At 41.4% G+C, this 22,240-nt stretch carries 17 protein-coding genes; 12 read left to right on the plus strand and 5 right to left on the minus strand.

What is annotated here, in order from left to right; genetic code table 11:
* Positions 1-251 precede the first annotated feature (251 nt).
* From B9Y69_RS09980 to B9Y69_RS10000, 5 genes are all read left to right on the plus strand, one after another.
* A complete protein-coding gene (locus tag B9Y69_RS09980; RefSeq protein ID WP_085472798.1) occupies positions 252-1,346 on the plus strand; it encodes a serine hydrolase domain-containing protein in 1,095 nt (364 codons plus the stop codon).
* A 158-nt stretch (positions 1,347-1,504) separates the two neighbouring features.
* Positions 1,505-2,980, plus strand: coding sequence for an alanine/glycine:cation symporter family protein (locus B9Y69_RS09985; RefSeq protein ID WP_085472799.1), 1,476 nt, complete (start codon positions 1,505-1,507; stop codon positions 2,978-2,980).
* A 475-nt stretch (positions 2,981-3,455) separates the two neighbouring features.
* Positions 3,456-6,725 (plus strand): SusC/RagA family TonB-linked outer membrane protein, encoded by a 3,270-nt coding sequence (locus tag B9Y69_RS09990; protein ID WP_085472800.1) that lies wholly within the window; start codon positions 3,456-3,458, stop codon positions 6,723-6,725.
* 3 nt (positions 6,726-6,728) lie between these two features.
* Positions 6,729-8,465, plus strand: coding sequence for a RagB/SusD family nutrient uptake outer membrane protein (locus B9Y69_RS09995; protein WP_085472801.1), 1,737 nt, complete (start codon positions 6,729-6,731; stop codon positions 8,463-8,465).
* A gap of 60 nt (positions 8,466-8,525) precedes the next feature.
* Positions 8,526-9,731 (plus strand): purple acid phosphatase family protein, encoded by a 1,206-nt coding sequence (locus tag B9Y69_RS10000; protein ID WP_085472802.1) that lies wholly within the window; start codon positions 8,526-8,528, stop codon positions 9,729-9,731.
* Between the two features lie 233 nt (positions 9,732-9,964).
* Here B9Y69_RS10000 and B9Y69_RS10005 read toward each other — a convergent pair whose 3' ends face one another.
* On the minus strand, positions 9,965-10,624 hold the full coding sequence (locus B9Y69_RS10005) for a YceH family protein (protein WP_085472803.1): 660 nt from the start codon (positions 10,622-10,624) through the stop codon (positions 9,965-9,967).
* A gap of 108 nt (positions 10,625-10,732) precedes the next feature.
* On the opposite strand from B9Y69_RS10005, the gene B9Y69_RS10010 reads away from it, so the two are divergent.
* From B9Y69_RS10010 to B9Y69_RS10020, 3 genes are all read left to right on the plus strand, one after another.
* Positions 10,733-11,638 carry a histone deacetylase family protein gene (locus B9Y69_RS10010; protein ID WP_234991192.1) on the plus strand — a complete coding sequence of 302 codons (906 nt, stop codon included), beginning with the start codon at positions 10,733-10,735 and terminating at the stop codon, positions 11,636-11,638.
* A gap of 82 nt (positions 11,639-11,720) precedes the next feature.
* Entirely contained in the window at positions 11,721-12,779 is a 1,059-nt protein-coding gene (locus B9Y69_RS10015; protein WP_085472805.1) for a nucleoid-associated protein, read from the plus strand.
* Positions 12,760-13,899, plus strand: coding sequence for a DUF3810 domain-containing protein (locus tag B9Y69_RS10020; protein WP_159451829.1), 1,140 nt, complete (start codon positions 12,760-12,762; stop codon positions 13,897-13,899). The genes B9Y69_RS10015 and B9Y69_RS10020 overlap by 20 nt, the downstream gene beginning before the upstream one ends.
* On the opposite strand, the gene B9Y69_RS10025 is transcribed toward B9Y69_RS10020, so the two are convergent.
* The 4 genes from B9Y69_RS10025 to B9Y69_RS10040 all read right to left on the minus strand — a co-directional run bounded on the left by B9Y69_RS10025 (position 13,864) and on the right by B9Y69_RS10040 (position 18,189).
* Positions 13,864-15,024 carry an MFS transporter gene (locus tag B9Y69_RS10025; protein ID WP_085472807.1) on the minus strand — a complete coding sequence of 387 codons (1,161 nt, stop codon included), beginning with the start codon at positions 15,022-15,024 and terminating at the stop codon, positions 13,864-13,866. The genes B9Y69_RS10020 and B9Y69_RS10025 overlap by 36 nt on opposite strands.
* Before the next feature lie 80 nt (positions 15,025-15,104).
* Positions 15,105-15,443: a DUF2853 family protein gene (locus B9Y69_RS10030; protein ID WP_085472808.1), complete on the minus strand. Its 339-nt coding sequence runs from the start codon at positions 15,441-15,443 to the stop codon at positions 15,105-15,107.
* A gap of 89 nt (positions 15,444-15,532) precedes the next feature.
* On the minus strand, positions 15,533-17,560 hold the full coding sequence (locus B9Y69_RS10035; RefSeq protein ID WP_085472809.1) for a M3 family metallopeptidase: 2,028 nt from the start codon (positions 17,558-17,560) through the stop codon (positions 15,533-15,535).
* Positions 17,561-17,622: 62 nt separating this feature from the next.
* Complete coding sequence (locus B9Y69_RS10040; protein WP_085472810.1) at positions 17,623-18,189, minus strand: YqgE/AlgH family protein; 567 nt, start codon at positions 18,187-18,189, stop codon at positions 17,623-17,625.
* Between the two features lie 176 nt (positions 18,190-18,365).
* Here B9Y69_RS10040 and pdxH point away from each other — a divergent pair, with 176 nt between their 5' ends.
* The 4 genes from pdxH to B9Y69_RS10060 all read left to right on the plus strand — a co-directional run bounded on the left by pdxH (position 18,366) and on the right by B9Y69_RS10060 (position 22,237).
* Positions 18,366-19,022 carry a pyridoxamine 5'-phosphate oxidase gene (gene pdxH, locus B9Y69_RS10045; RefSeq protein ID WP_085472811.1) on the plus strand — a complete coding sequence of 219 codons (657 nt, stop codon included), beginning with the start codon at positions 18,366-18,368 and terminating at the stop codon, positions 19,020-19,022.
* A 4-nt stretch (positions 19,023-19,026) separates the two neighbouring features.
* A complete protein-coding gene (locus tag B9Y69_RS10050; RefSeq protein ID WP_234991194.1) occupies positions 19,027-19,518 on the plus strand; it encodes an NADH-quinone oxidoreductase subunit C in 492 nt (163 codons plus the stop codon).
* A 6-nt stretch (positions 19,519-19,524) separates the two neighbouring features.
* Positions 19,525-20,715, plus strand: a complete 1,191-nt coding sequence (locus tag B9Y69_RS10055) for an NADH-quinone oxidoreductase subunit D (protein ID WP_085472812.1) — start codon at positions 19,525-19,527, stop codon at positions 20,713-20,715.
* Positions 20,716-20,899: 184 nt separating this feature from the next.
* Positions 20,900-22,237: a dihydroorotase gene (locus tag B9Y69_RS10060; protein ID WP_085472813.1), complete on the plus strand. Its 1,338-nt coding sequence runs from the start codon at positions 20,900-20,902 to the stop codon at positions 22,235-22,237.
* Positions 22,238-22,240 lie beyond the last annotated feature (3 nt).

Genomic DNA, 22,240 nt, shown 5'->3' on the forward strand with positions numbered 1-22,240 from the left:
ATGTCCCGTTAGCTCCCCGCTAGCGGGATTTTTTGTTTGAATAGATGATACCGGATTGCCCCTGTGTCTAAGCCTGTGGACAGTTTGAATAACCATCAATCCATATCAAATGTAAGGTGTGAAGTTTTGTCCGATTTATGTGAAAAAACTATTTTATATTCGCTTGATGATCAATAAGACAATGGCGATTGAGATAAAGAATAGGTAGAGAATATTTATCCTGTTCCTCAGTCGTTTATAAGATATTTAGTATGAAGAAAATAATATCATTATGGTTGGTGTGTATGCCAATTCTAGGGTTTGCTCAACTAGAGATCGTTTTTAAGAATAAAGTAGATTCGGTTTTTGATAAAAATAAAGATGCCATAGGAATCATTGTTCATGTGGAGGCACCGAAACGAGGTATTTCGTGGAGCTATGCGATAGGGGTGTCGAATATCAAAACAAATGAACCACTACAGGATCAGCAACCTGTTTTGGTCGCCAGTAATACTAAGCCATACGTTGCGGCAGCAATACTTAGAATGGTCGAAAAACAAATGATACGGATTGATCAACCTATTCGCACGTTGCTATCGGAAAAAACACGTGAATTGTTCGAAAATGGGGGGTATGATTTGAATAAGATAACGGTGAAAAACTTGTTATCACAGACCTCTGGCATTGTAGACTATGTCAATGAAGCATATTTCGATTTTGTGAATCGAAATCCTACCTATAAATGGAAAAGAGAAGAGCAAATGGAAAGATCGGTTGGTTTGGGAAGTCCCGAACCAGCAGGCGAAAAATTTAGCTATGGAGATATTAATTACTTGCTTTTAACTGAAATTATTGAGCAGAAAACGCATCAACCATTTTATAAAGCGATTCGAAATCTGTTAAAGTTTAATGCATTGAATCTGACAAAGACATGGTTCGTTGACTTAGAAAATTTTCCTAAGAATACTCTTTCACTTGCGCATCAATATGCGCGTAAATATGGTTGGGATTCTTTCGATATAGATCCGTCTTGGGATTTGTATGGAGGTGGAGGTATTGCTGCAACAGCCAAAGAGTGTGCTTTGTTTTTTCAGTATTTGTTCGACGGGAAAATCATAAAAGATAAAAGGATTCTGGAAGCTATGCATACCCATGTTTTACCGCCAGAACAATCCAGATATTGCTTAGGACTCTATCATTTTGATATGGGATTTAATGCGTATTACCATGGCGGTTGGTGGGGGACAGATGTGATTTATTCTCCGCAATCTGATGCAACGATTACTGTTTTTACCTTGCAAAAGGATTTTCAACATATCATTAATCCATTTATCGGAAAAGAGTTCCAAAAGTTATTGATCGATTAATAAATCGACATTCAGTAAGTCATCTAGTAAAGGTTAGTAATCGATTAGTCTATGTTGAGGCAGATTGTTTGAAATGTTTTCGGATTTTTTGCCTTTTTTGGATAAAAAATGCGTTCTTTATGATGTAAAACAAAAGTATAAAACCGATACCATTAATTATGGAAAGCACAATAAAAGCAATTTCAAATATTGTCTGGAGCGACTTTTTCATTTATCTCTGTCTATTTACAGGCCTTTATTTTTCCATTAGGACAGGTTTCTTGCAAGTGCGTTATGTTCGGGAGATGTTGCGTTTGCTTTTTGTAAAACGGGAATCGGATAAGGGAATTTCTTCCTTTCAGGCTTTTGCTTTAGCAATTTCGGGGCGTGTCGGAACAGGGAATATTGTTGGTGTTGCTACCGCTATTTATATGGGTGGACCAGGTGCTGTCTTCTGGATGTGGGCTATAGCTTTTCTTGGATCAGCATCTGCTTTTGTTGAAGCGACGTTAGGACAGTTGTATAAGCAGGTGATTGATGGTGAATATCGAGGCGGACCGGCTTATTACATTGAAAAAGGACTTGGTGTAAAGTGGTACGCCGTACTATTTGCCGTTGTGACCATCGTAAGTACAGGACTTCTCTTGCCAGGGGTGCAGAGTAATGCGATCAATGGCACGATTTCTAATGCCTTCGATTACCAGAACAGTATTGTTCCCTTTCTTGGAATCGAATTTCCTTTAAGTATCGTTGGGTTAGCAATTATCGTACTTTTGGCGGTTATTATTATTGGTGGTGTAAAGCGATTGGGACAAGCATCAGAGTTTATCGTTCCTTTTATGGCGGGAGCGTATATTCTGATGGCTATTGTTATTATAGGTTTGAATTTTTCAGAAATTCCAGCTGTTTTCAAGCTTATTTTTTCGTCGGCTTTTAGCCTGGATGCTTCCTTTGGTGGCATTGTTGGGATGGCTATTGCTTGGGGAGTGAAAAGAGGGATCTATTCAAACGAGGCAGGACAAGGCACAGCACCACATGCGGCCGCGGCAGCGGATGTCAGACATCCCGCGCAACAAGGATTGGTGCAAGCTTTTTCAGTTTACGTAGACACACTGTTTGTTTGTACCGCGACGGCGTTAATGATCCTTTTCACAAATATGTTCAATACGGCAGAAACCTTTGATAAAAGTGGTAAGGCACAAACGTATATTGTAAATAATGTTCCCAATATAGAAGCCGATGGATTTACCCAGGCTGCCATCGCCTCACATTTTCCTGCTATCGGGCATCAATTTGTTGCAGTAGCTTTGTTTTTCTTTGCTTTTACGACTATCATGGCTTACTATTATTATGCGGAAACTAATGTGACATATATATTTAAAGGTCGTTTCCTCAAGCCCGTTATTTGGTTGCTTCGTATCAGTTTTTTAGGAGCGACTTACCTCGGGACAGTTAAAACAGCCAACCAAGCTTGGGATCTCGGCGATATTGGAGTAGGATTAATGGCATGGGTCAACCTCATTGCGATTTTATTATTGAGTAAAACGGCAATGAAGGTATGGAAAGACTATAAAAACAAACGAAAAGCAGGCATAAAGGATCCGACTTTTAGTGCAAAAGAAATTGGTATAAAGAATGCCGATTTTTGGGATTAACATACGGTTGTAAACCGTAATATTTAACCTAAATCTGAACAAGTCATTGTAGAAAATGTTGGTGGTACGAATACCGTAAGGTCATCAAGTTCTCTATTGATATTTGTTGTAAGTGCACCACAGTCTTTTTTGTGGTGCGAAATCTTTCATTAACAACCTCTAATAACCTTTTTTTTATTCATTTGGTTTCTAATACTTTCGTTTTGTTTTTTTTGCGCAATCGATTGTGTTTTATTTTTTCTTTTCTATCTATAATTATTTCTTTATAATTGATTAAATAACCTTTTAATCATCAGCCAAAATTTAAGAAAAATACTGAATTAGTTCTCGTATTGTGCTCAATGTTAAGTTGATGTTACATTGTGCCGCGCGTTAATGTTCATTTTATCTGTTTAATATTTATTAACACAAGGATAATATTAACCCAATTTTATAAACTCTTTCTTTGCCGAACAAAGAAATTAACTAAATCTACATGAAAAGGAATTATGCATTGCTGCCTGTTTTCATAGGCCTATCGCTTTATCCTTGGTCAAACGCCAGTGCGCGGCTATTAGACCTGGATCCGAATTATCACGCTACTGTTTATGTGCAGGGAAAGCTTCGGGGTGTCGTTCGTAATGAGGACGGACAGTCGATGTCTGGTGTTTCTGTGTTAAACCTCCAGACCAAAGAAACGGTGCAAACAGATGATAATGGGATATTTGAAATTATTGCTGCCGTAGGGGTTGATATCCGTGTATCTATGGTCGGCTATAAGAGTCAAGTAATCAAAGCAGATGGGAACCGGAAAGAAATAACCTTACAGCGGTCGGACGAATCATTGGATGAGGTTGTGGTTGTTGGTTATGGACGCCAAAAGAAAGTAAATCTAACGGGGGCGGTGACGCAGATCGATTCCAAGATTCTGGACAACCGACCGGTAGCTAATGCCGCGCAAGCCTTGCAAGGAGCGGTTCCTAACCTTAACATTACATTTACCAATGGCCGTCCGGGGGGTGAGGGAAATATTAATATACGTGGGTTTGCTTCTATTAATTCAGCAAATGCTTCTCCATTGGTCCTGATCGATGGTGTGCCGGGAAACATAAATACCATCAATCCACGCGATATTGAATCGATATCGGTCTTGAAAGACGCATCAGCCGCCGCTATATATGGAGCACGAGGTGCTTTTGGGGTAATGTTGGTAACCACTAAGAAAGGAAAAGAAGGGAAGATGAATATCAACTATAGTAATAACTTTAGTTGGGCAGGGTTAACGGTTAGCACGGACTTTATGACATCCGGCTATGATGCGGCAAGATTAAACGATGAGGCGTTTATGCGCCATACCGGCAATAGCTATACGGGGTATACAGCTGAGGATTATGCCGAATTGCTGAAGCGCAAAACAGATCCATCCCTACCGTCGGTCGTGATACAGCATCGTAATGGTAAGGATCAATATGTGTACTATGGAAATACAGATTGGTGGAATGAGATGTATCGGAAGAATCAAGCTGGGATGGAGCATAACCTGAACTTTTCGGGAGGTAATGAAAAGATCGATTATTATATTTCAGGCCGTTTGTATGAAAAGGGGGGATTGATGAAGCTCAATCAAGATCAGTTCGATGCATACAATGTCCGCTCGCGAATCAATGCACAGGTAACGTCTTGGTTGAAAGTGAGCAGTAATTCGCAGTTGAATTATCAAAATTACACCTTCCCGGGATGGGCAACAAATCCGGACAACAATAACAACTTTATCTCCACCACGGTACACGCCTTACCATCCTATGTGCCGGTGAATCCGGACGGTACAGCAACCTACAGAACAGAGTTGAATAACTACAATATTGGAGATGGTATTTATGCCGATCTTTTGTACGGCAAATCAAAAGGTGGGCAAAAGAAATATGAATTTATCAATATGTTTGAGGCCGTGGCCCAACTGCATAAAGATTTAAGTGTAACCGCCAATTATACATTCACCTATAATCCGATCCAGTCGTTTACGCGACGTGTTGCAGCCCCTTGGTCTGTGTTTCCGGGCGTGATCAATACGTTGGGGAACGATACCTTCACAGAAATAATCGAGAATAAGCCCAAGCATTCACTGAACTTATTTGCGAACTACAATACGCAGCTGGGAGATCATCATCTGGGCGCTACAATAGGGTTTAACAGAGAGCAGACGGGGTATAAGCGTATCGGTGGAACGCACAATAATCTATTATCTGAAGATCTAAACGATTTCGCCTTAGGAACCGGGCAGATGCAGTTGCTTGGCGGGGCGAATACCTGGGCACTTCAAGGTTATTTTGGACGTGTGAATTATGATTATAAAGGGAAGTATCTGATTGAGGTGAATGGTCGCTATGACGGGACCTCTAAATTTCCGGTAGGGCAACGCTATGGTTTCTTTCCTTCGTTCTCCGCCGGTTGGCGTGTGTCGGAAGAGCCTTTTATGGCGTCGATCAAACCGATCGTAAATGAGGCTAAATTTCGGATGTCTTATGGGGCGTTGGGGAATGCAGTCGAAGCGGATCCCTACGGCTATATACAGCAGCTAAATACAGGTCTTTCTAATTATATTACTAAAGGTACTAAAACACAATATCTAAGTGCACCGACCCCAATTTCGGCGGACCTTACCTGGGAGCGTACCAGTACCTTAAACTATGGTGTTGATTTGGAGTTTGCAAACCGACGCTTAACGACTTCATTCGATTACTTTATTCGCGAAACTTTGGATATGCTGATTGCAGGTAAGACGCTTCCAGCGGTATTTGGTGCCGCATCGCCGAAGACGAATGCTGGCGATTTGAAGAATAAGGGATGGGAATTGTCACTTGCATGGCGCGATCAATTTATGGTGGCCAATAAACCTTTTGGGTACAATATTGGTATCGGCCTATCTGACTCTAAAGCGAAGATTACCCGTTTTGATAATAAAGAGATGTTGTTGAGTAACTATTACGTGGGGCAAACGTTAGGGGAGATTTGGGGGTACAAAACAGATGGTTTCTTCCTGTCTAATGAGGAGGCAGCCAACTGGAAAATAAACCAAGACTATGTGGATAATGTGCGTTTAAGTGCTTCAGGAGATTGGACTAAACTACAAGCCGGCGATCTCAAGTTTGTGGATATCGGGGGCGGACCGGATGGAGCGCCAGATGGTAAGGTGAACAACGGTAGAAATACATTGACGAATCCGGGGGATCAAATGATAATCGGAAATAGTAGAGCGCGTTACACATTTGGCTTTAACCTGGGTGCAAACTGGCAAGGATTTGATGTGTCTGCATTTTTTCAAGGGATAGGAAGACAGCATTGGTGGCCTGGTGCGAATGCAGATAAATTCTGGGGTCCTTATTCTCGTCCGTATTATTCTTTTGTACCGAAAGATTTTGAAGCAGATGTGTGGACGCCTGAAAATACAGATGCTTATTATCCTTTATTGCGCGGCTATATCGCATTGAATGATAGAGGTTCATTGAACGTTAAGAGCGATCGTTATCTTCAGGACCTGGCTTATATCCGATTGAAAAACCTAACGGTTGGGTATAGCATTCCGCAGAAATTGCTGCAACGGGTGAAACTCGGTAATGCGCGTATTTATGTCTCTGGAGAAAATCTATGGACAGCGACGAAATTACGCTCCAAATATATCGATCCGGAGCAGGCTGCGCAGGAAACCAATGGGCGTTCGTATCCCATTTCAAAATCATTTTCTTTTGGTTTGGACTTAACATTCTAAGACATGAAAAAATTATTCTTTTTATATATTACTATTGGGCTTTGTTTGCAAGGTTGCGACAAAAACTATTTGGATCGTGATCCAGAATCTACCATTTCTCCTGAAGCTTCTTTTAAGACCGTTAAAGATCTGGAGTTGTTTACAAAATCTTTTTACGAGGTATTGCCATCAGCAGAAGGCGTATACAACGAGTCGGTGGATAACATTGTTAAAAACACACTTGATGATGAGTTAACAGGTAAAAGACAGGTTCCTGTAAATGGTGGCGGTTGGACCTGGACGAACCTCCGTAATATTAATTTCTTTTTAGGGAATGCTACAAACACGCTATCGGCTGCCACAGCGGCTCCCTATATTGCCGAAGCACGCTTTTTTAGAGCCTATTTCTACTTTGATAAATTAAAGCGATTTGGTGATGTTCCTTGGTATAACACGGTGTTAAACCCAGACGATGAAGAGCTCTTGAAGAAAAAGAGAGATCCGCGCACGCTTATCGTGGATTCTATTATGCAAGATTTAGATTTTGCGATCAAAAATCTAGAGACGAAGGCTTCGGACGAAAAAGTAACGAAATGGACTGCATTGGCTTTAAAATCTCGTATAGCCTTATTTGAAGGAACCTTTCGCAAATATCATACGAACCTAACGCTGCCGAATGCGAAAGAATTGTTGGAAAAAGCTGCTGAGGCAGCTAAGCAGGTGATCGATGGAAAGCAATATAGTATTTATATGGGAGCTGGCGATAATTCTTATGGGGCACTGTTTTATTCGGTGAATAGTTTGCCGCAAGAGATTATTTTAGCCCGTAAATTCTCAGATGCTTTGCAGATTTGGCATAATGTAAATTATTATACGATTACGGCCTCTTATGGTAAACCTGGATTGGATAAGCATTTTGTGAATTCTTACCTAATGAAGGATGGGTCTCGTTTTACCGACAAAGCGAACTACCAAACGATGACTTTCCTTCAGGAGATAAAAGATCGTGATCCACGCTTAAGTCAAACGATCCGTACACCGGGCTACAAACGTATTGGTGGTGCCGCAACATTAGCGCCGAATTTTGGTAATTCTGTGACGGGCTATCAGTTGATAAAATATGTCGGCGATCCGAAGTACGATAACTTTAATCGGTCTGAGAACGACATGCCAGTATTTCGATATGCCGAAGTGTTGTTAAACTATGCGGAAGCAAGGGCAGAGCTGGGTGAATTAACGCAGGAGGATATCAATATTTCCATAAAACCCCTTCGTGATCGCGCTGGCATGCCTAATATGGATCTCGCTGCGGCGAAAGCTTCAGTGGATGCTTTTATGGCCAATGATTATCCCTTGGTAACCGGGGCTTTTCAAGGGCCGATCTTGGAAATTAGGCGAGAGCGAAGGATTGAGTTAGTGATGGAATCTTTCCGCTGGGATGATATCTTACGCTGGAAGGCTGGTAAATTGGTAACCAAACAGTTCAAGGGTATGTATTTTCCGGGTATTGGTAAGTATGATCTTGATGGTGACGGTAAGGATGATGTTTGGATATATGAAGATACGAAGCCTACAGCGACTGGCATACAGTTATTGAAACTGGGATCCGAAATTCTACTTGAAGAAGGGAAAAAAGGAAATGTAGTCGTGAACTCACATATTAAAAAGGCTTTTGATGAAAGTAAAGATTATCTCTATCCAATACCGATAGATCAGCTTGAATTGAATCCTAACTTGGAACAGAATCCAAACTGGAAGTAATCAATAGATAATGAGATAGGTATTTTCCATGTTCATCCTGCGGAAATACCTATCTTTATTATGTTAAACCTAAATCTTTTTATTGTGTTAAAAAAATACTACTCCTTACTGCTTTTGTGCAGTGTTTTGACGTTACTGTTTATCACAGCAGTAAACGGACAAACGCAAAGTCCAATAACGATAACGCACCAACCCTATATACAGGGACTTACTGGAACCTCCGTATCGGTCATATGGACAACAAACCGGCCTGCAATAGCATGGGTTGAATTGGCGCCTGATGATTCATCGCATTTCTACCGGGTAGAGCGTCCGCGCTTCTTCGCAACGAATTATGGCTTTAAAAATGTTGGCACCGTGCATCAGGTTAATCTTGAAGGACTAACACCTGGTACAACATACCGCTATCGGGTGTATAGTACGGAGGTCTTAAAACATGTTGGCGTGAATGTGGATTATGGCAGAACAGTTGCTACAGGGGTCTATCAAAAAGCTCCGCTTCAGTTTAAGACATTAGGCAATAGTGCATCCACTAAGTTTGCGGTGATCAATGATATACATGGGCGTAATGAGGTGATGCAGACGCTGTTGGATCAATCTAATCTTCCAGCGATGGATTTCATTGTTTTTAACGGTGATATGGCTAATAGTCTATTGAGCGAGGACCAGATGTTTCAAGATTTTATGGATACGGCTATAAAGCGTTTTGCGAGTGAAAAACCGATGTATTATGCACGGGGTAACCATGAAACGAGAGGCCCTTTTGCGGTTTCCTATCCTGCATATTTCCCCACCCCGACAGGCAAATTGTATTATCAATTTCGTCAGGGTGATGCTGCCTTCATTGTATTGGACTGCGGTGAGGATAAGCCTGATTCCGATATGGAGTATAGCGGTATTGTGGATATGGATAATTATCGGACCCAACAAGCAAAGTGGCTTGCTAAGGCCGTTGAAGATCCTGCGTTTATCTCTGCCCGTTATAAAGTGGTAATTTGTCATATGCCTCCCTTTGGAGGATGGCATGGTGAGCTGGAGATTCTGGAAAAGTTTGTTCCGATATTAAATAAGGCAGGCGTTCAGATTATGCTTTCCGGACACCTCCATAAACACATAATCCAAAAAGCTAATAATCAGGTACATTTCCCCATCATTGTAAATTCAAATAATAATTTGATACAGGTAGATTTGAACCCAAGTAGAGGTTTATTTAAAGTATTGGATCAACAAGGGAAAACAGTCGACGAGGTATTGGTAAAGCCTTAATTGTTAAGCAAGGCCAGAACAAGTTGTGGCAAAAATCATAATAAATGCAATTACGGCAAGTAATATAAAGGTCGTTAATGGTGTTCTTTTCATGTTAAGGTGTTAATTATGCTGCTTAACACTACCTTAACAAAATGTGTGCCTAAGTAGTGGTTCGATTTTAGATTTTCTTTCTTTGGGTAGAAAGAAAATCTAAAATCGAACCCTATTATTGCCTGAAAAGCGGTGACATATTAACTCAACTGTTCCATTAATTTATCAAACTCTTCACGGAGTGTCGCTAGTTGTTCTTCCAATGTTTGGACACGTTCTTCTAGCGCTTGCACTTTGGATCCAGACTGATTGTCGGATACGGGGTTGCTCAGGTCGTAGTCCTCTTCATTCACATCGCCTAGTAAATGTACATATCGGCTTTCCTTTTGTCCGGGACGCTTTGGCAATAACTTAACATAAGGTGGCTCTTGTTCGTTTAGTCTATTTAACACTTCTTGAACCTCTTCAATACTTTCAAAATCAAACAATCGACCTGCGTTTGAGTTTATTTCACCAGCCGTAAGCGGCCCACGTAAGATCAGTAAGCATAATACGGCTAGGTCCTGTGGTATGAGTGGAAACTGGATGGCCAGGTTGTGCTTATATTTAGTAACGCGACTACCTCCGCCAACAACAGTGGATACGAGGCCTCTTTTACGCAAACTATCCAATGTCTGAATAACGGTTCCCTCATCGTAAGAGACAACAGGTTTGCGCGATGTTTTTTGATTACAAGCCGTCTGTAGACTGTTCAATGTCATCGGATAATACTCTGGTGTCGTCTTTGACTTTTCTAACAATGAGCCTAACACACGAAGTTCTTCAGCGTTTAAAATAGGTAGGTTGTTATTCTCTTCCATTGTCTAATTGATTTGATGTGAACCGAAGATAGGAAAAATAAACACTTTTCAAAATTCGGACACAGCAAGAGAAAGGATTTAGTACCTTCGTTCTTATAAAAGAATTTTGTGTTACATATTGCCCATCACCCCGCCTATATACATCCAGTACGTGAAGGACATCGTTTTCCGATGTTAAAGTATGAGCTGATACCTGCCCAATTACTGCGCGAAGGTGTCGTGTCTCAGGCTGATTTTTTTGAACCATCTTTGGCTACAAAAGAAGTTCTTTATATGGCGCATGATCAGTCGTATATTGATGATTTACTGGATTTGAAGCTGAGCGAAAAGATGATTCGCCGTATTGGTTTTCCCTTGACTCAAGCTCTGGTAGATCGTGAACGATACTTGGTTGACGGAACCGTGAAAGGAAGCCTCTATGCTTTGGAGCATGGTATCGCTTTTAATACGGCGGGAGGTACCCATCATGCGGGACGGGATTTTGGAGAAGGGTTTTGTTTGGTCAATGATCAAGCGGTAGCAGCATGCTTTTTAAGGGAGCGGAAGCTAGCCGCCCGGGTCTTGATCATCGATCTCGATGTACATCAGGGAAACGGTACAGCGCATATTTTTGCTGGCAGCTCATCCGTATTTACCTTTAGCATGCATGCGGATAAAAATTATCCCTTTATCAAAGAACGTTCCTTTCGCGATGTCCCTTTGGAAGATGGTATTGATGACGCATCCTATTTGTCTTTATTGGAAACACACCTTTTTGAACTTTTTGAGGAAATCCGTCCGGATTTTGTGTTTTATCAGTCTGGGGTCGATGTCCTCGCAACCGATAAACTTGGTAAGCTTAAGCTGACCACGGAAGGTTGCCAGCGCAGGGATGCTCTTGTTTTTTCCTATGCAAAAAACTATAAAACTCCTATTCAGGTAAGTATGGGAGGGGGGTATTCCATTGATATCAAGGATATTGTTAATGCGCATGTCGCGACCTTTAAAGCCGCGATTGCTTGTTACAACCTATAGTAAAGGAAAGATTAGACGGGATTTTCTACCTTTTTTGAGTATTTTGCCTGTATCATTATTTAAATAATAGAATAAGAATTATATGTTTTTTCACCAAGATGCTACTTTTGAGTCGTTGTCCATTCACCGTGTTGGAAACAAAGCCCAAGATGAGTTTTATGTGTTGTCGGATAATCCGGTAGATCTATCTGAAGATGAGGTATTACCTGATTTACTGATGCAATATTTTATGAAGCCTTTCAGTAAAGCAAATGAGGTGTATCGTTTTTATCATCCCAATGACGACCTGCAACTGAATGAAGTCTATTACTTTGTTAAACAGTATTTTGAGGATAAAATGTCTTTCCATGATATGTCGGAACAGCTTGCAAAGCATTTGTATGAAGTTTCTGACCACCCGAAGATTAAAGCCGGTGAAGTATATGTTGTAGCCCTAAAAAATGTGCAAATGGAAGGTGAGGACCATCGTGCTATTGGTTTCTTTAAATCTGAAAATAAGGAAGCTTACTTAAAGGTTTATCCGAATACAGGTGGTTTTCAAGTCGATTACGAGCAGGAAGCAATCAATATAAACAAACTAGATAAAGGTGTTGTTATCGTGAATGTCGATCAAGAGGAGGGGTATAAGGTATTAGTCGTAGACCAAACGAACCAATCCGAAGCGGTCTATTGGAAAGATGATTTTTTAAAAATAAGACCTAGAAACGATAATTTTCAGCAGACCGGTAATTTGATGAAGGTTTATAAAAACTTCGTGACCGAGAAACTTGATGAAGTGTTTGAGTTAGAGAAAGCAGATAAGATTGATCTGTTAAATCGGTCCATGGATTATTTTAAGACGAAGGAGACCTTTGATGAAGCTGAATTTGAAGAAGAAGTAATCGCTAACCCACAGGCGGCTTCCTTGTTTAAAGAATATAAGCAATCTTTTGCTGATGAATTTGACAGTCCGTTTCAAGCGAATTTTGAAATTGCCAATCCAGCGGTCAAAAAGATGGCTTCTTCGTATAAATCAGTCATCAAATTGGATAAGAACTTTCATATTTATGTCCATGGAAAGCGGGAGTACTTGGAGACAGGCTTCGATGAAGACAAGGGTATGAACTACTACAAGTTGTATTTTGAAAACGAGAGTCAGTAGAAAACAAAATCATAAATCATATTCCAATTCGCTTTACTGGGGGATTGGGATATGCTTTCTATTGCTCATCGGTTGTGAGTTGGCCAAGCACTATCCATCCTGGATCGAGAAATATTACAGTCAAGGCTTTTACAGCTATTTCAGTTATGTACCCAAAGTACTCTTTGGATGGCTGCCCTTTAGTTTCGGAGATCTTTTTTATGTTGCGGTAGTTGTTTTTATAGTGCTACTGTGTTTACAATTGCTCCGAGAAGTGTGGCGTCGTCATTTTAAAGCTGCTTGGCATTATCTCTTAAAGCTCACCCTAACTGTTCTCAGTTTATATCTTTTCTTTTACTTCAGCTGGGGCCTGAATTACTACCGAATCCCCATGGTGCATCATCTCGATCTACAAGTTGATGCCTTGAAAAAAAGTGATTATCTATTTGTGTTGGATAAATATATAGATCGCTGTAATTCATTGCGTAATGATATTGTGCCGGAACAATTAGATAAGGATAAAGCAAAAATGGAGTTACAGGCTTTAATGCAGCAAGACACGGACTTGAGCCCTATACTATCACATACACAGGTACAGGCGAAGTCTCCTTTATCAAGTACGCTCGTATCATATTTCACTGTGACAGGATATTTTAATCCTTTTACCCATGAGGTGCAGGTGAATGAAAAAATGCCTATTGTTTCCTATCCATTTACAGTGGTACACGAACTCGGTCATCAAATGGGTATTGGTTTTGAGGATGAATGTAATTTTGCGGCTTTCTTAAAATTAGTGGATCACCCTGAACCCTGGTATCGCTATGCGGCGGCGTATGAAACTGTGCAGTATTTACTGCGGAATCTGCGCGCCGAGGATGAAGCACTGTTCAAGATCTATTACAAAAAGCTATCGCCCTTGGTGCTAGCTGATATAGCGACAGAGCGCGCATTCTGGAAAAAATACAGCGGTTGGGTTGAAGGGCTGACCAGTTATCTCTATAGCGGGTACCTGCAACACAACAACCAGCCGGAAGGGATAGAACGTTATTCTATGATGAGCCGAATGGTTGTTGCATGGGAGGTTCAGCAAAAAGCTAAAAAAACTTTAAACATTCATTTGTGGACGAACGACCTTGATTAGAAAAACGTAGGCTAGCAAGGCTCCAATCGTTGCCATCCCTACACCAATTAAGGAGGGATAGTTATAGGCATAGCCAAGTGATATCGGAATAGCCCCTAGATACGCTCCTAAGGTATTCCCGATATTAAAGCTAGCTTGTCCCGCTGATGCGGCAAATGTTTCGGCCCCTTTTGCGTTATTGATGAGCATCATCTGAAGGGGAGAACCAATCGTAAAAGAAATCATCCCCGTAACAAAAGCCATAGGGTATGCTAATTCTTGGATATGTGCGGTGAAGAAGACGACCACCAAACAAATGGCCATCGCGGAAAAGCTTGTTATGGCGGCTTTTGATGGAGATATGGTGTCCGCAAGTTTACCACCAATAATATTTCCAAAGAACATACCCAGACCGATTAAGATCATAATAAAAGGAACCCGATCCGGATCAAGTCCTGATACATGTGTCACCAGTGGAGCAATATACGAGATCCAGGCAAAAAGACCGCCGGTACCAATAGCGATTACTCCCACCATAAGCCAAGCATCCCACCGTGTGAAGTAACGTATCTGCTTGAGGATATTGTTGTTTTTATTGGCTTCGAACTTAGGCATCCACACATAAATAGCCAGAAAGGTCAACAAGCCGAGTAAACTAATGACAGCATAGGTAATACGCCAGGAGTAATGGTGGCCGATATATGTCCCAAGGGGTACCCCTGCAAGATTGGCGATGGTCATGCCTGTAAACATCATCGATATGGCTTGTGCTTCCTTTCCGGGTTTCGCTAATCGTGCTGCCACAACAGATCCGACACCAAAAAATGCGCCATGCGGTAAACCAGAAATAAAACGCGTTATAAACAAGAGCGCTTTACTCGGGGCAAATGCGAAGAATCCGTTAAACACAAAAAATAAAAGCATCAAAAAGAGCAATACTTTTTTAGGTGATTGTTTGGAAGTAAGAGCAACGAGGGTGGGAGCTCCCACGACGACGCCTAATGCATATAAAGCAATCAGATTACTGGCGGTAGGAATGTCGACATCAATATCTTTAGCAATATCGGGAAGAATTCCCATCATCGTGAACTCGGTCATGCCAATGGCCAAGCCGCCAAATGCTAATGCAATAAGTGCTTTGTTCATGGAGTAAGTTGATAAGAGGCCAAAGGTAGCCTTTCTGCGGGAGATAAAAAAAGGTGAATCTTAGATTCACCTTTTTTTCTTTATGCGTAAACGCTTTCTTTCTTAAATTTCGTAACCAATAAGGTATACACAATCGCTCTATACTTATTTCGGTTGGAACGACCTACCTGATCAATAACCTCGTCAATTGCTTTATCCAGATCTGCTCCATCACTCAATCCTAATTTTTTGATTAAGAAGTTGTTTTTAACACGTGCAATCTCTTCTGGGTCTGTCGCCGCGATGGTTTCCGAATCTTCATTGTAAATAGAAGGACCTAGACCTTTGGTAACTGCAGCCAGTAATTTCTCATCAATAGATAAGCCTAATTTTTTTGCTTCAGCAGCGTATTCTGCTACTTTTTCATCTAATTTACTCATAAATTTAATTTTAAGATATACAATGATTGTCCTTAAAGTTACAGATGATTTTTCTTAAAAGAAAGCTTTTTTCTTAGTTTTTTTGTCACCTAAAGGAGGCCTGCTCTTTTTAGTAATGGCTCTACGCGAGGCTCTTGCCCGCGGAACCTTTTATAAAGAATCATCGGATGTTCTGTCCCTCCTTTTGAAAGGATATTGTCTTTAAATTTATCAGCTATTTCCCTGTTGAAGATGCCATGCTGTTGAAAGTAATCAAATGCATCGGCATCCAAAACTTCAGCCCATTTGTAGCTATAGTAACCCGAAGCATAGCCACCATTGAAAATATGAGAAAAGGACGGGCTCATCGCATTTTCTTGAACATCAGGGTATAGCTTTGTAGAAGCAAAATGTTGGTTTTCGAACGCTTTTATTTGCGAGATCGTAGAGGGATCCTGACCATGCCATCCCATATCCAGCAAACCGAAGCTCAATTGTCGCATAGTTGCCATGCCTTCCTGGAAGGAGGCCGATTCTTTTATTTTAGTGATCAGCTCCATCGGGATGGATTCTTGGCTTTCGTAATGTTTGGCAAAGAGGGCTAAACATTCTTGTTCATAACACCAGTTTTCCATAATCTGACTAGGCAGTTCTACAAAATCCCAGAAGACCGATGTTCCCGATAAATTAGGGTACGTAGTATTAGCTAACATACCATGCAAGGCATGTCCGAACTCATGGAAGAGCGTTGTTACTTCATTAAATGTGAGTAAAGAAGGTCGGGTCGCTGTCGGTTTTGTGAAATTACAAACGATCGAAACGTGCGGACGTTCCTCTTTGCCATCCAACTTATATTGCGGCTTGAAGGAAGTCATCCACGCACCATTTCGTTTTCCTTTTCGAGGGAAGAAGTCTGCGTAAAAAATAGCGGTCAATGAACCATCTTCATTACGTACTTCAAAGGTTTGTACATCGGGATGGTATTTGTCGATGTTGTCCACTTCCGTGAATTTCAGCCCGAATAACTTGTCCGCAACCTGGAAAGCGCCAGAAAGAACATATTCTAAGTTGAAGTAAGGTTTTAATTTCTCATCATCTAGATCAAATTTTTGTTGTTTTAATTTCTCCGAATAATATGCACCGTCCCATTTTTCAAGAGCGGTAATACCATCTTTATCGCGCGCGAACTGTTGCAGCTCATCAAATTCCCGCAGGGCAGCTGGTTTCGCCTTTACAAGCAGGTCTTCTAGAAATTCATTGACTTTATTTGCCGATTGTGCCATACGCTCTTCTAAAACGAAGTCTGCATGCGTGTTGTATCCTAAGAGTTGTGCGCGTTGGAAACGCAAATTAACAATCTTTAGTACATGTGCCTCATTATTGTACTCATTGGCTTGAAAGGCTTTGCTGCCCGCCGCAATTGTTATTTCTTTTCGTAGATCGCGATTATCCGCATAGGTTACAAAAGGGATATAACTCGGGTAATCTAATGTAAAAATCCAACCTTCTTTTTCCAGGCTTTCTGCGAGCCCTTGTGCGGCTTCAACGGTACCGGCAGGTAATCCTTGTAGGTCTTCTTCTTTTGTTATATGTAATTGATAAGCATTTGTTTCGGCCAGTACATTTTCACCAAACTTTAACTTGACAACCGCTAATTCAGCATCGATCTTACGCAATTTCTCTTTATCATCATCACCGAGTAAAGCTCCATTCCTGGTGAAATCTTTGTACGACTTTTCTAGCAGTGTTTCTTGCTCAGGAGTTAATGTTAAGTTTTCTCTGTTTTCGTAGACTTGTTTTATTCGATTGAACAAGTCTTGGTTCAGTGTGATGTCGTTCGCCAGCTCAGCCAATTGTGGCGCCACCTCTTGAGCGATACGGTCCATCTCGTCATTCGTTTCCGCCGAATGTAAGTTGAAAAAGATCGTAGAGATACGATCTAATTGCATGCCCGAAAAGGCCATGGCTTCGATCGTATTTTCAAAGGATGCAGGTTCGGTATTGTTAACGATACGATTTACTTCTGCTCGCGTTAGAGCAAGTGCTTGCTCAAAAGCAGGTAGGTAGTCGCTCGTTTTTATCTGAGAAAAGGGTGCTGTATCATGCACCGTCTTAAATACGCTGTTTAATATACTCATGAGGTAAAGTTAGGGTATTTTGGCAATACCCAAAAAAGGTAAATAGTAATTTGAAATGCCGCTTAGTTTAAGTCCGGGCTCTGTGGGAAATTAGCCACATGCGCATACTTGGGGCCTAAGCTGATGAGTGCTTCTTTCCAAAGGTCTTCGCCATCGGTCAGAAAAAGAATGTCGCTGGGGAATTTATTATGTACGGCCCAGCTGTTTTCTTCTATTTCTTGCGCGAGTTGGTCATTGCCCCAGCCCGCGTAGCCAATAAAGAATTTTACTTCGTCCACGGTTAACATGTTGGCATTGAGTAAAAATGTTACCTGGTTGAAATCCCCTCCAAAATAAATATTGTCGATCAGATGGGTGCCACCAGGAATTTTGTCTGGTATATGATGCAGAAAAAATAATGATTCAATCTCTACAGGGCCACCGATGTAAATTGGGATCGTGTCGTTCTCTATGTTGGGTACAACATCCTGGAGAAGTAAACTCGAGCGGTGGTTCAAGATAAAACCCATGCTGCCGGTTTCGGTATTATGCTCGCAAAGTAAAATAACAGACCGCTTAAAATTACTGTCTAGCATGAAAGGCTCAGACAACAACAAGCTACCTTTTTTGGGGTTAAATGCGCTAAACATATCTTATTTTTTTAAAGCCTTAAAACTATCATCAAGTTAAAACAAATTGCTTCATTTAACAACTTTTTTTTCTGACTCCAAAAAAATGAGCTTTACCCTATTTAATCTATCTGTTTTTATGCGTCGTTTTCCATGCCTTTTAGTTAAGTTTGTATACAGTATAAAACACGATTTATATGTCCATTATCCATAAAGATATAGCCGCGATCCGTGAAGATTATAGTAAATATAGTCTGGATGAAAAGGATACGTTGGCGAAACCGATTGAACAATTTAAGAAGTGGTTCGAAGAGGCCGTTAATGCGGAGGTAATTGAAGCCAATGCGATGGTATTGGCCACTAACAGTACCGATGGATACCCATCTTCTCGGGTCGTATTGCTAAAAGATATCAAGCCCGAAGGGTTTAGTTTTTTTACAAATTATAAAAGTAAGAAGGGGATATCCATGTTAGGGAATAACAAAGTGAGTCTCTTATTCTTTTGGCCGGAGTTGCAAAGGCAGGTGCGGATTGAGGGATTGGTACGTCAATTACCACAAGAGGATTCGGACGAATATTTTGCGTCACGTCCTAAGATGAGTAAAATCGGTGCTATTGCATCGCCCCAGAGTCATGTAATTAAGGATCGGTCGGTTTTGGAAGAGCGTGTAGCTGAGCTGGAAGCGATTTATCAAACGGAAGACGCGGTCCCGCGACCTGAACATTGGGGCGGTTATCTTGTAGAGCCTGTTTATGTGGAGTTTTGGCAAGGACGCAGTAGCCGGTTACATGATCGTGTCGTGTATGAACGTGATGCAGAACTGCAGTGGACACGATTTAGAATAGCACCTTAAAAATATGATGGATAAAGTAATAGAGTTAATTACTGCGCATGTTGGGGATGCTGCTATTGTCGCTGTGGAACGAAATGGGTTGCAGCCCGCTATTCAGGTGTCGCCCTTCTTTTTGCGGTCTATTGCCAAGTTGTTGCGCGACTCAGAAGGATTTTATTTTGATTTCCTGGCGAATATATCTGCGGTAGATCATTATCCTGAGAATCGCTTCAGTGTCGTTTATCATATCACATCTATTCCCTATCAGACTCAACTGGTACTCAAAGTTGATGTGGAGAATGAGCGAACAATGGATAAGTTGCCGGAAGTACCTTCGGTTTCCAAGGTGTGGCGCACAGCGGACTGGCACGAACGAGAGGCTTTTGACTTGATGGGGGTTTTCTTTACCGATCATCCCGATCTGCGTCGTATCCTATTACCGGATGACTGGGTAGGATTTCCTTTACGCAAGGACTATCAGGATCCTGAAACATATCACGGTATTTCAATTAAATAATACAGCATGTCTATTTATACCAGTGGATTAGATAAATACAAAGAGAAGATCGCCTCCATCTCCTCGCAAGAGATGGTGATAAACATGGGACCACAACATCCCTCGACACATGGCGTACTACGCCTGGAGCTTATCACAGATGGAGAGATCGTTAAAGATATTATTCCTCATCTGGGCTACCTGCATCGTTGCTTTGATAAACATGCAGAGTCCATGAACTATACGAAAAGCATTCCATTTACAGACCGATTAGATTATTTGGCCTCTATGAATAATAGCCATGCTTTTGTGATGGGAGTAGAGCGCATGCTGGGGATAGAAGGAGCGATTCCGAAACGGATCGAATACATCCGTGTCTTGGTTTGTGAATTAAACAGAATTGCTTCTCATTTAATTGCTATTGGAACTTACGGGATTGATATTGGAGCTTTCACCCCTTTTATGTGGTGTTTCCGTGACCGCGAACATATCATGAATATGCTGGAGTGGGCTTCAGGCTCGCGCATGTTGTATAATTACATTTGGATCGGTGGTCTTTTCTATGATCTGCCTGTAGGCTTCGAGGAACGTTGCAAGGAGTTTATTGATTACTTTAAACCGAAATTGGTTGAACTCGATGAGCTGTTGTCGAACAACCAAATTTTTATATCCCGAACTGCTAATATAGGAGCGTTGCCAGCCGATGTAGCGATCAATTATGGCTGTAGCGGTCCGATGCTACGTGCATCAGGTATAAAGTGGGATCTTCGTCGTGTTGACGGATACTCCGTGTATCCTGAGTTAGAATTTGATATTCCCGTCGGAAAAGGAGAGATGGGGGTATTGGGAGATTGCTGGGATCGCTATAAGGTACGCGTTGACGAGGTAAGAGAATCAGTGAAGATTATTGAACAGTGTTTAGCTAGGCTGGCGTCTGACTTTCACAGGACACCAGATTTTGACCCACGGGCCATGGTACCTAAAAAGGTCAATTTAAAATCACAAGATTATTACGTAAGAGCAGAGAATCCTAAAGGAGAGCTGGGTTTTTATTTTGTAACGCAAGAGAAAACGGATATTCCAAAGCGTGTAAAATCCAGAGGGCCAAGCTTTAATAATCTTTCCGTGCTGCCGGAGCTCGGGCGGGGACAGCTTATTGCGGACTTGATAGCCATATTGGGGTCCATCGATATTGTGCTTGGAGAAGTGGATAGATAGGCATAAAGATGCATAAAAACGCAAAAAAGTCTTGCAGTGTATAGGGTAAAAATGTATATTTGCAGTCTCATAATTTAAGTTTATAATTGGTTAATAGGAAAGCTCGCAATCGCCCGATTGCGGGCTTTTTCTCTTTTAAAAATGTTTTTTTTCGTAAGTTTGTTTATCAAACAAGAACAAAAACATGCCATCAATTCTTATTAAATCAGCACAATTAGTTAACGAAGGAAAAGTCTTTACTGCGGATGTCTACGTGAATCATGGACGCATCGAAATGATTGCCGAAGAGATTAACCATCCCGCCGATCAAGTGATCGATGCGAAAGGGTTACATTTGTTACCTGGACTTATTGATGATCAGGTTCATTTCAGAGAACCTGGACTTACACATAAAGGCGATATTTGGCACGAGAGTAGAGCGGCCGTTGCTGGTGGTACGACCTCTTTTATGGAGATGCCCAATACCGTTCCCAATACGTTAACGCAGAAATTGTTGCAGGATAAGTTTGATATTGCGGCAGATACCTCTTTGGCGAACTATTCCTTCTTTATGGGGGCTGCCAATGATAATATTGATGAGGTGCTTAAAACAAATCCACGTGACGTTTGTGGTATCAAGATTTTTATGGGATCCTCTACCGGTAATATGTTGGTAGATAACGAAGCGACTCTCGAGAAAATATTTGCACAAGCACCGACATTAATTGCGGTACATTGTGAAGATGAAGAAACGGTACAGCGGAACTTGGCTGCATTTAAAGAGAAGTATGGCGAGGAGAACCTTGATGCGACCATGCACCCTTTGATTCGTTCGGAGGAAGCTTGTTATCTGTCCTCTTCAAAAGCCGTTGCATTAGCCAAAAAGCACGGTGCCCGCCTGCATGTATTGCACATTTCCACGGCAAAAGAGACACAGTTGTTTGATCATACTATTCCTTTAGCGGAGAAGAAAATTACAGCCGAAGCGTGTGTGCATCACTTGTGGTTCTCGGATAAGGATTACGTGACGAAGGGAAATCTTATTAAATGGAATCCAGCTGTGAAGACAGAGGCTGATAGAGATGGTATTTTGAAAGCACTTTTAGACGGACATATCGATGTGATCGCAACAGATCACGCACCCCATACGGCGGATGAAAAAGCACAACCATACCTCCAAGCTCCATCAGGCGGACCTTTGGTTCAACATGCTTTACAAGCGCTGCTAGACTTAGTGAAAGCAGGGAAGCTTACTTTGGAACAGTTGGTTCAAAAGTCGGCGCATAACACGGCGACCCTTTTTCAGATTGAAAGCAGAGGGTACCTACGTGAAGGCTATTGGGCAGATTTAGTTTTAGTTGATCTAAATCAACCTTATACTGTAGAAAAGAGCAATATATTGTCTAAGTGTGGGTGGTCTCCTTTCGAGGGGCATACTTTTTCGTCTACCATTGTGCATACATTAGTTTCCGGAAATGTGGCGTATAGCGATGGAAAGATCGTAGAGGTTGGAACAGGGCATCGCTTGTTATTTAACCGCTAATCT

It is taken from the genome of Sphingobacterium psychroaquaticum, assembly GCF_900177625.1.
GTDB lineage: Bacteria > Bacteroidota > Bacteroidia > Sphingobacteriales > Sphingobacteriaceae > Sphingobacterium > Sphingobacterium psychroaquaticum.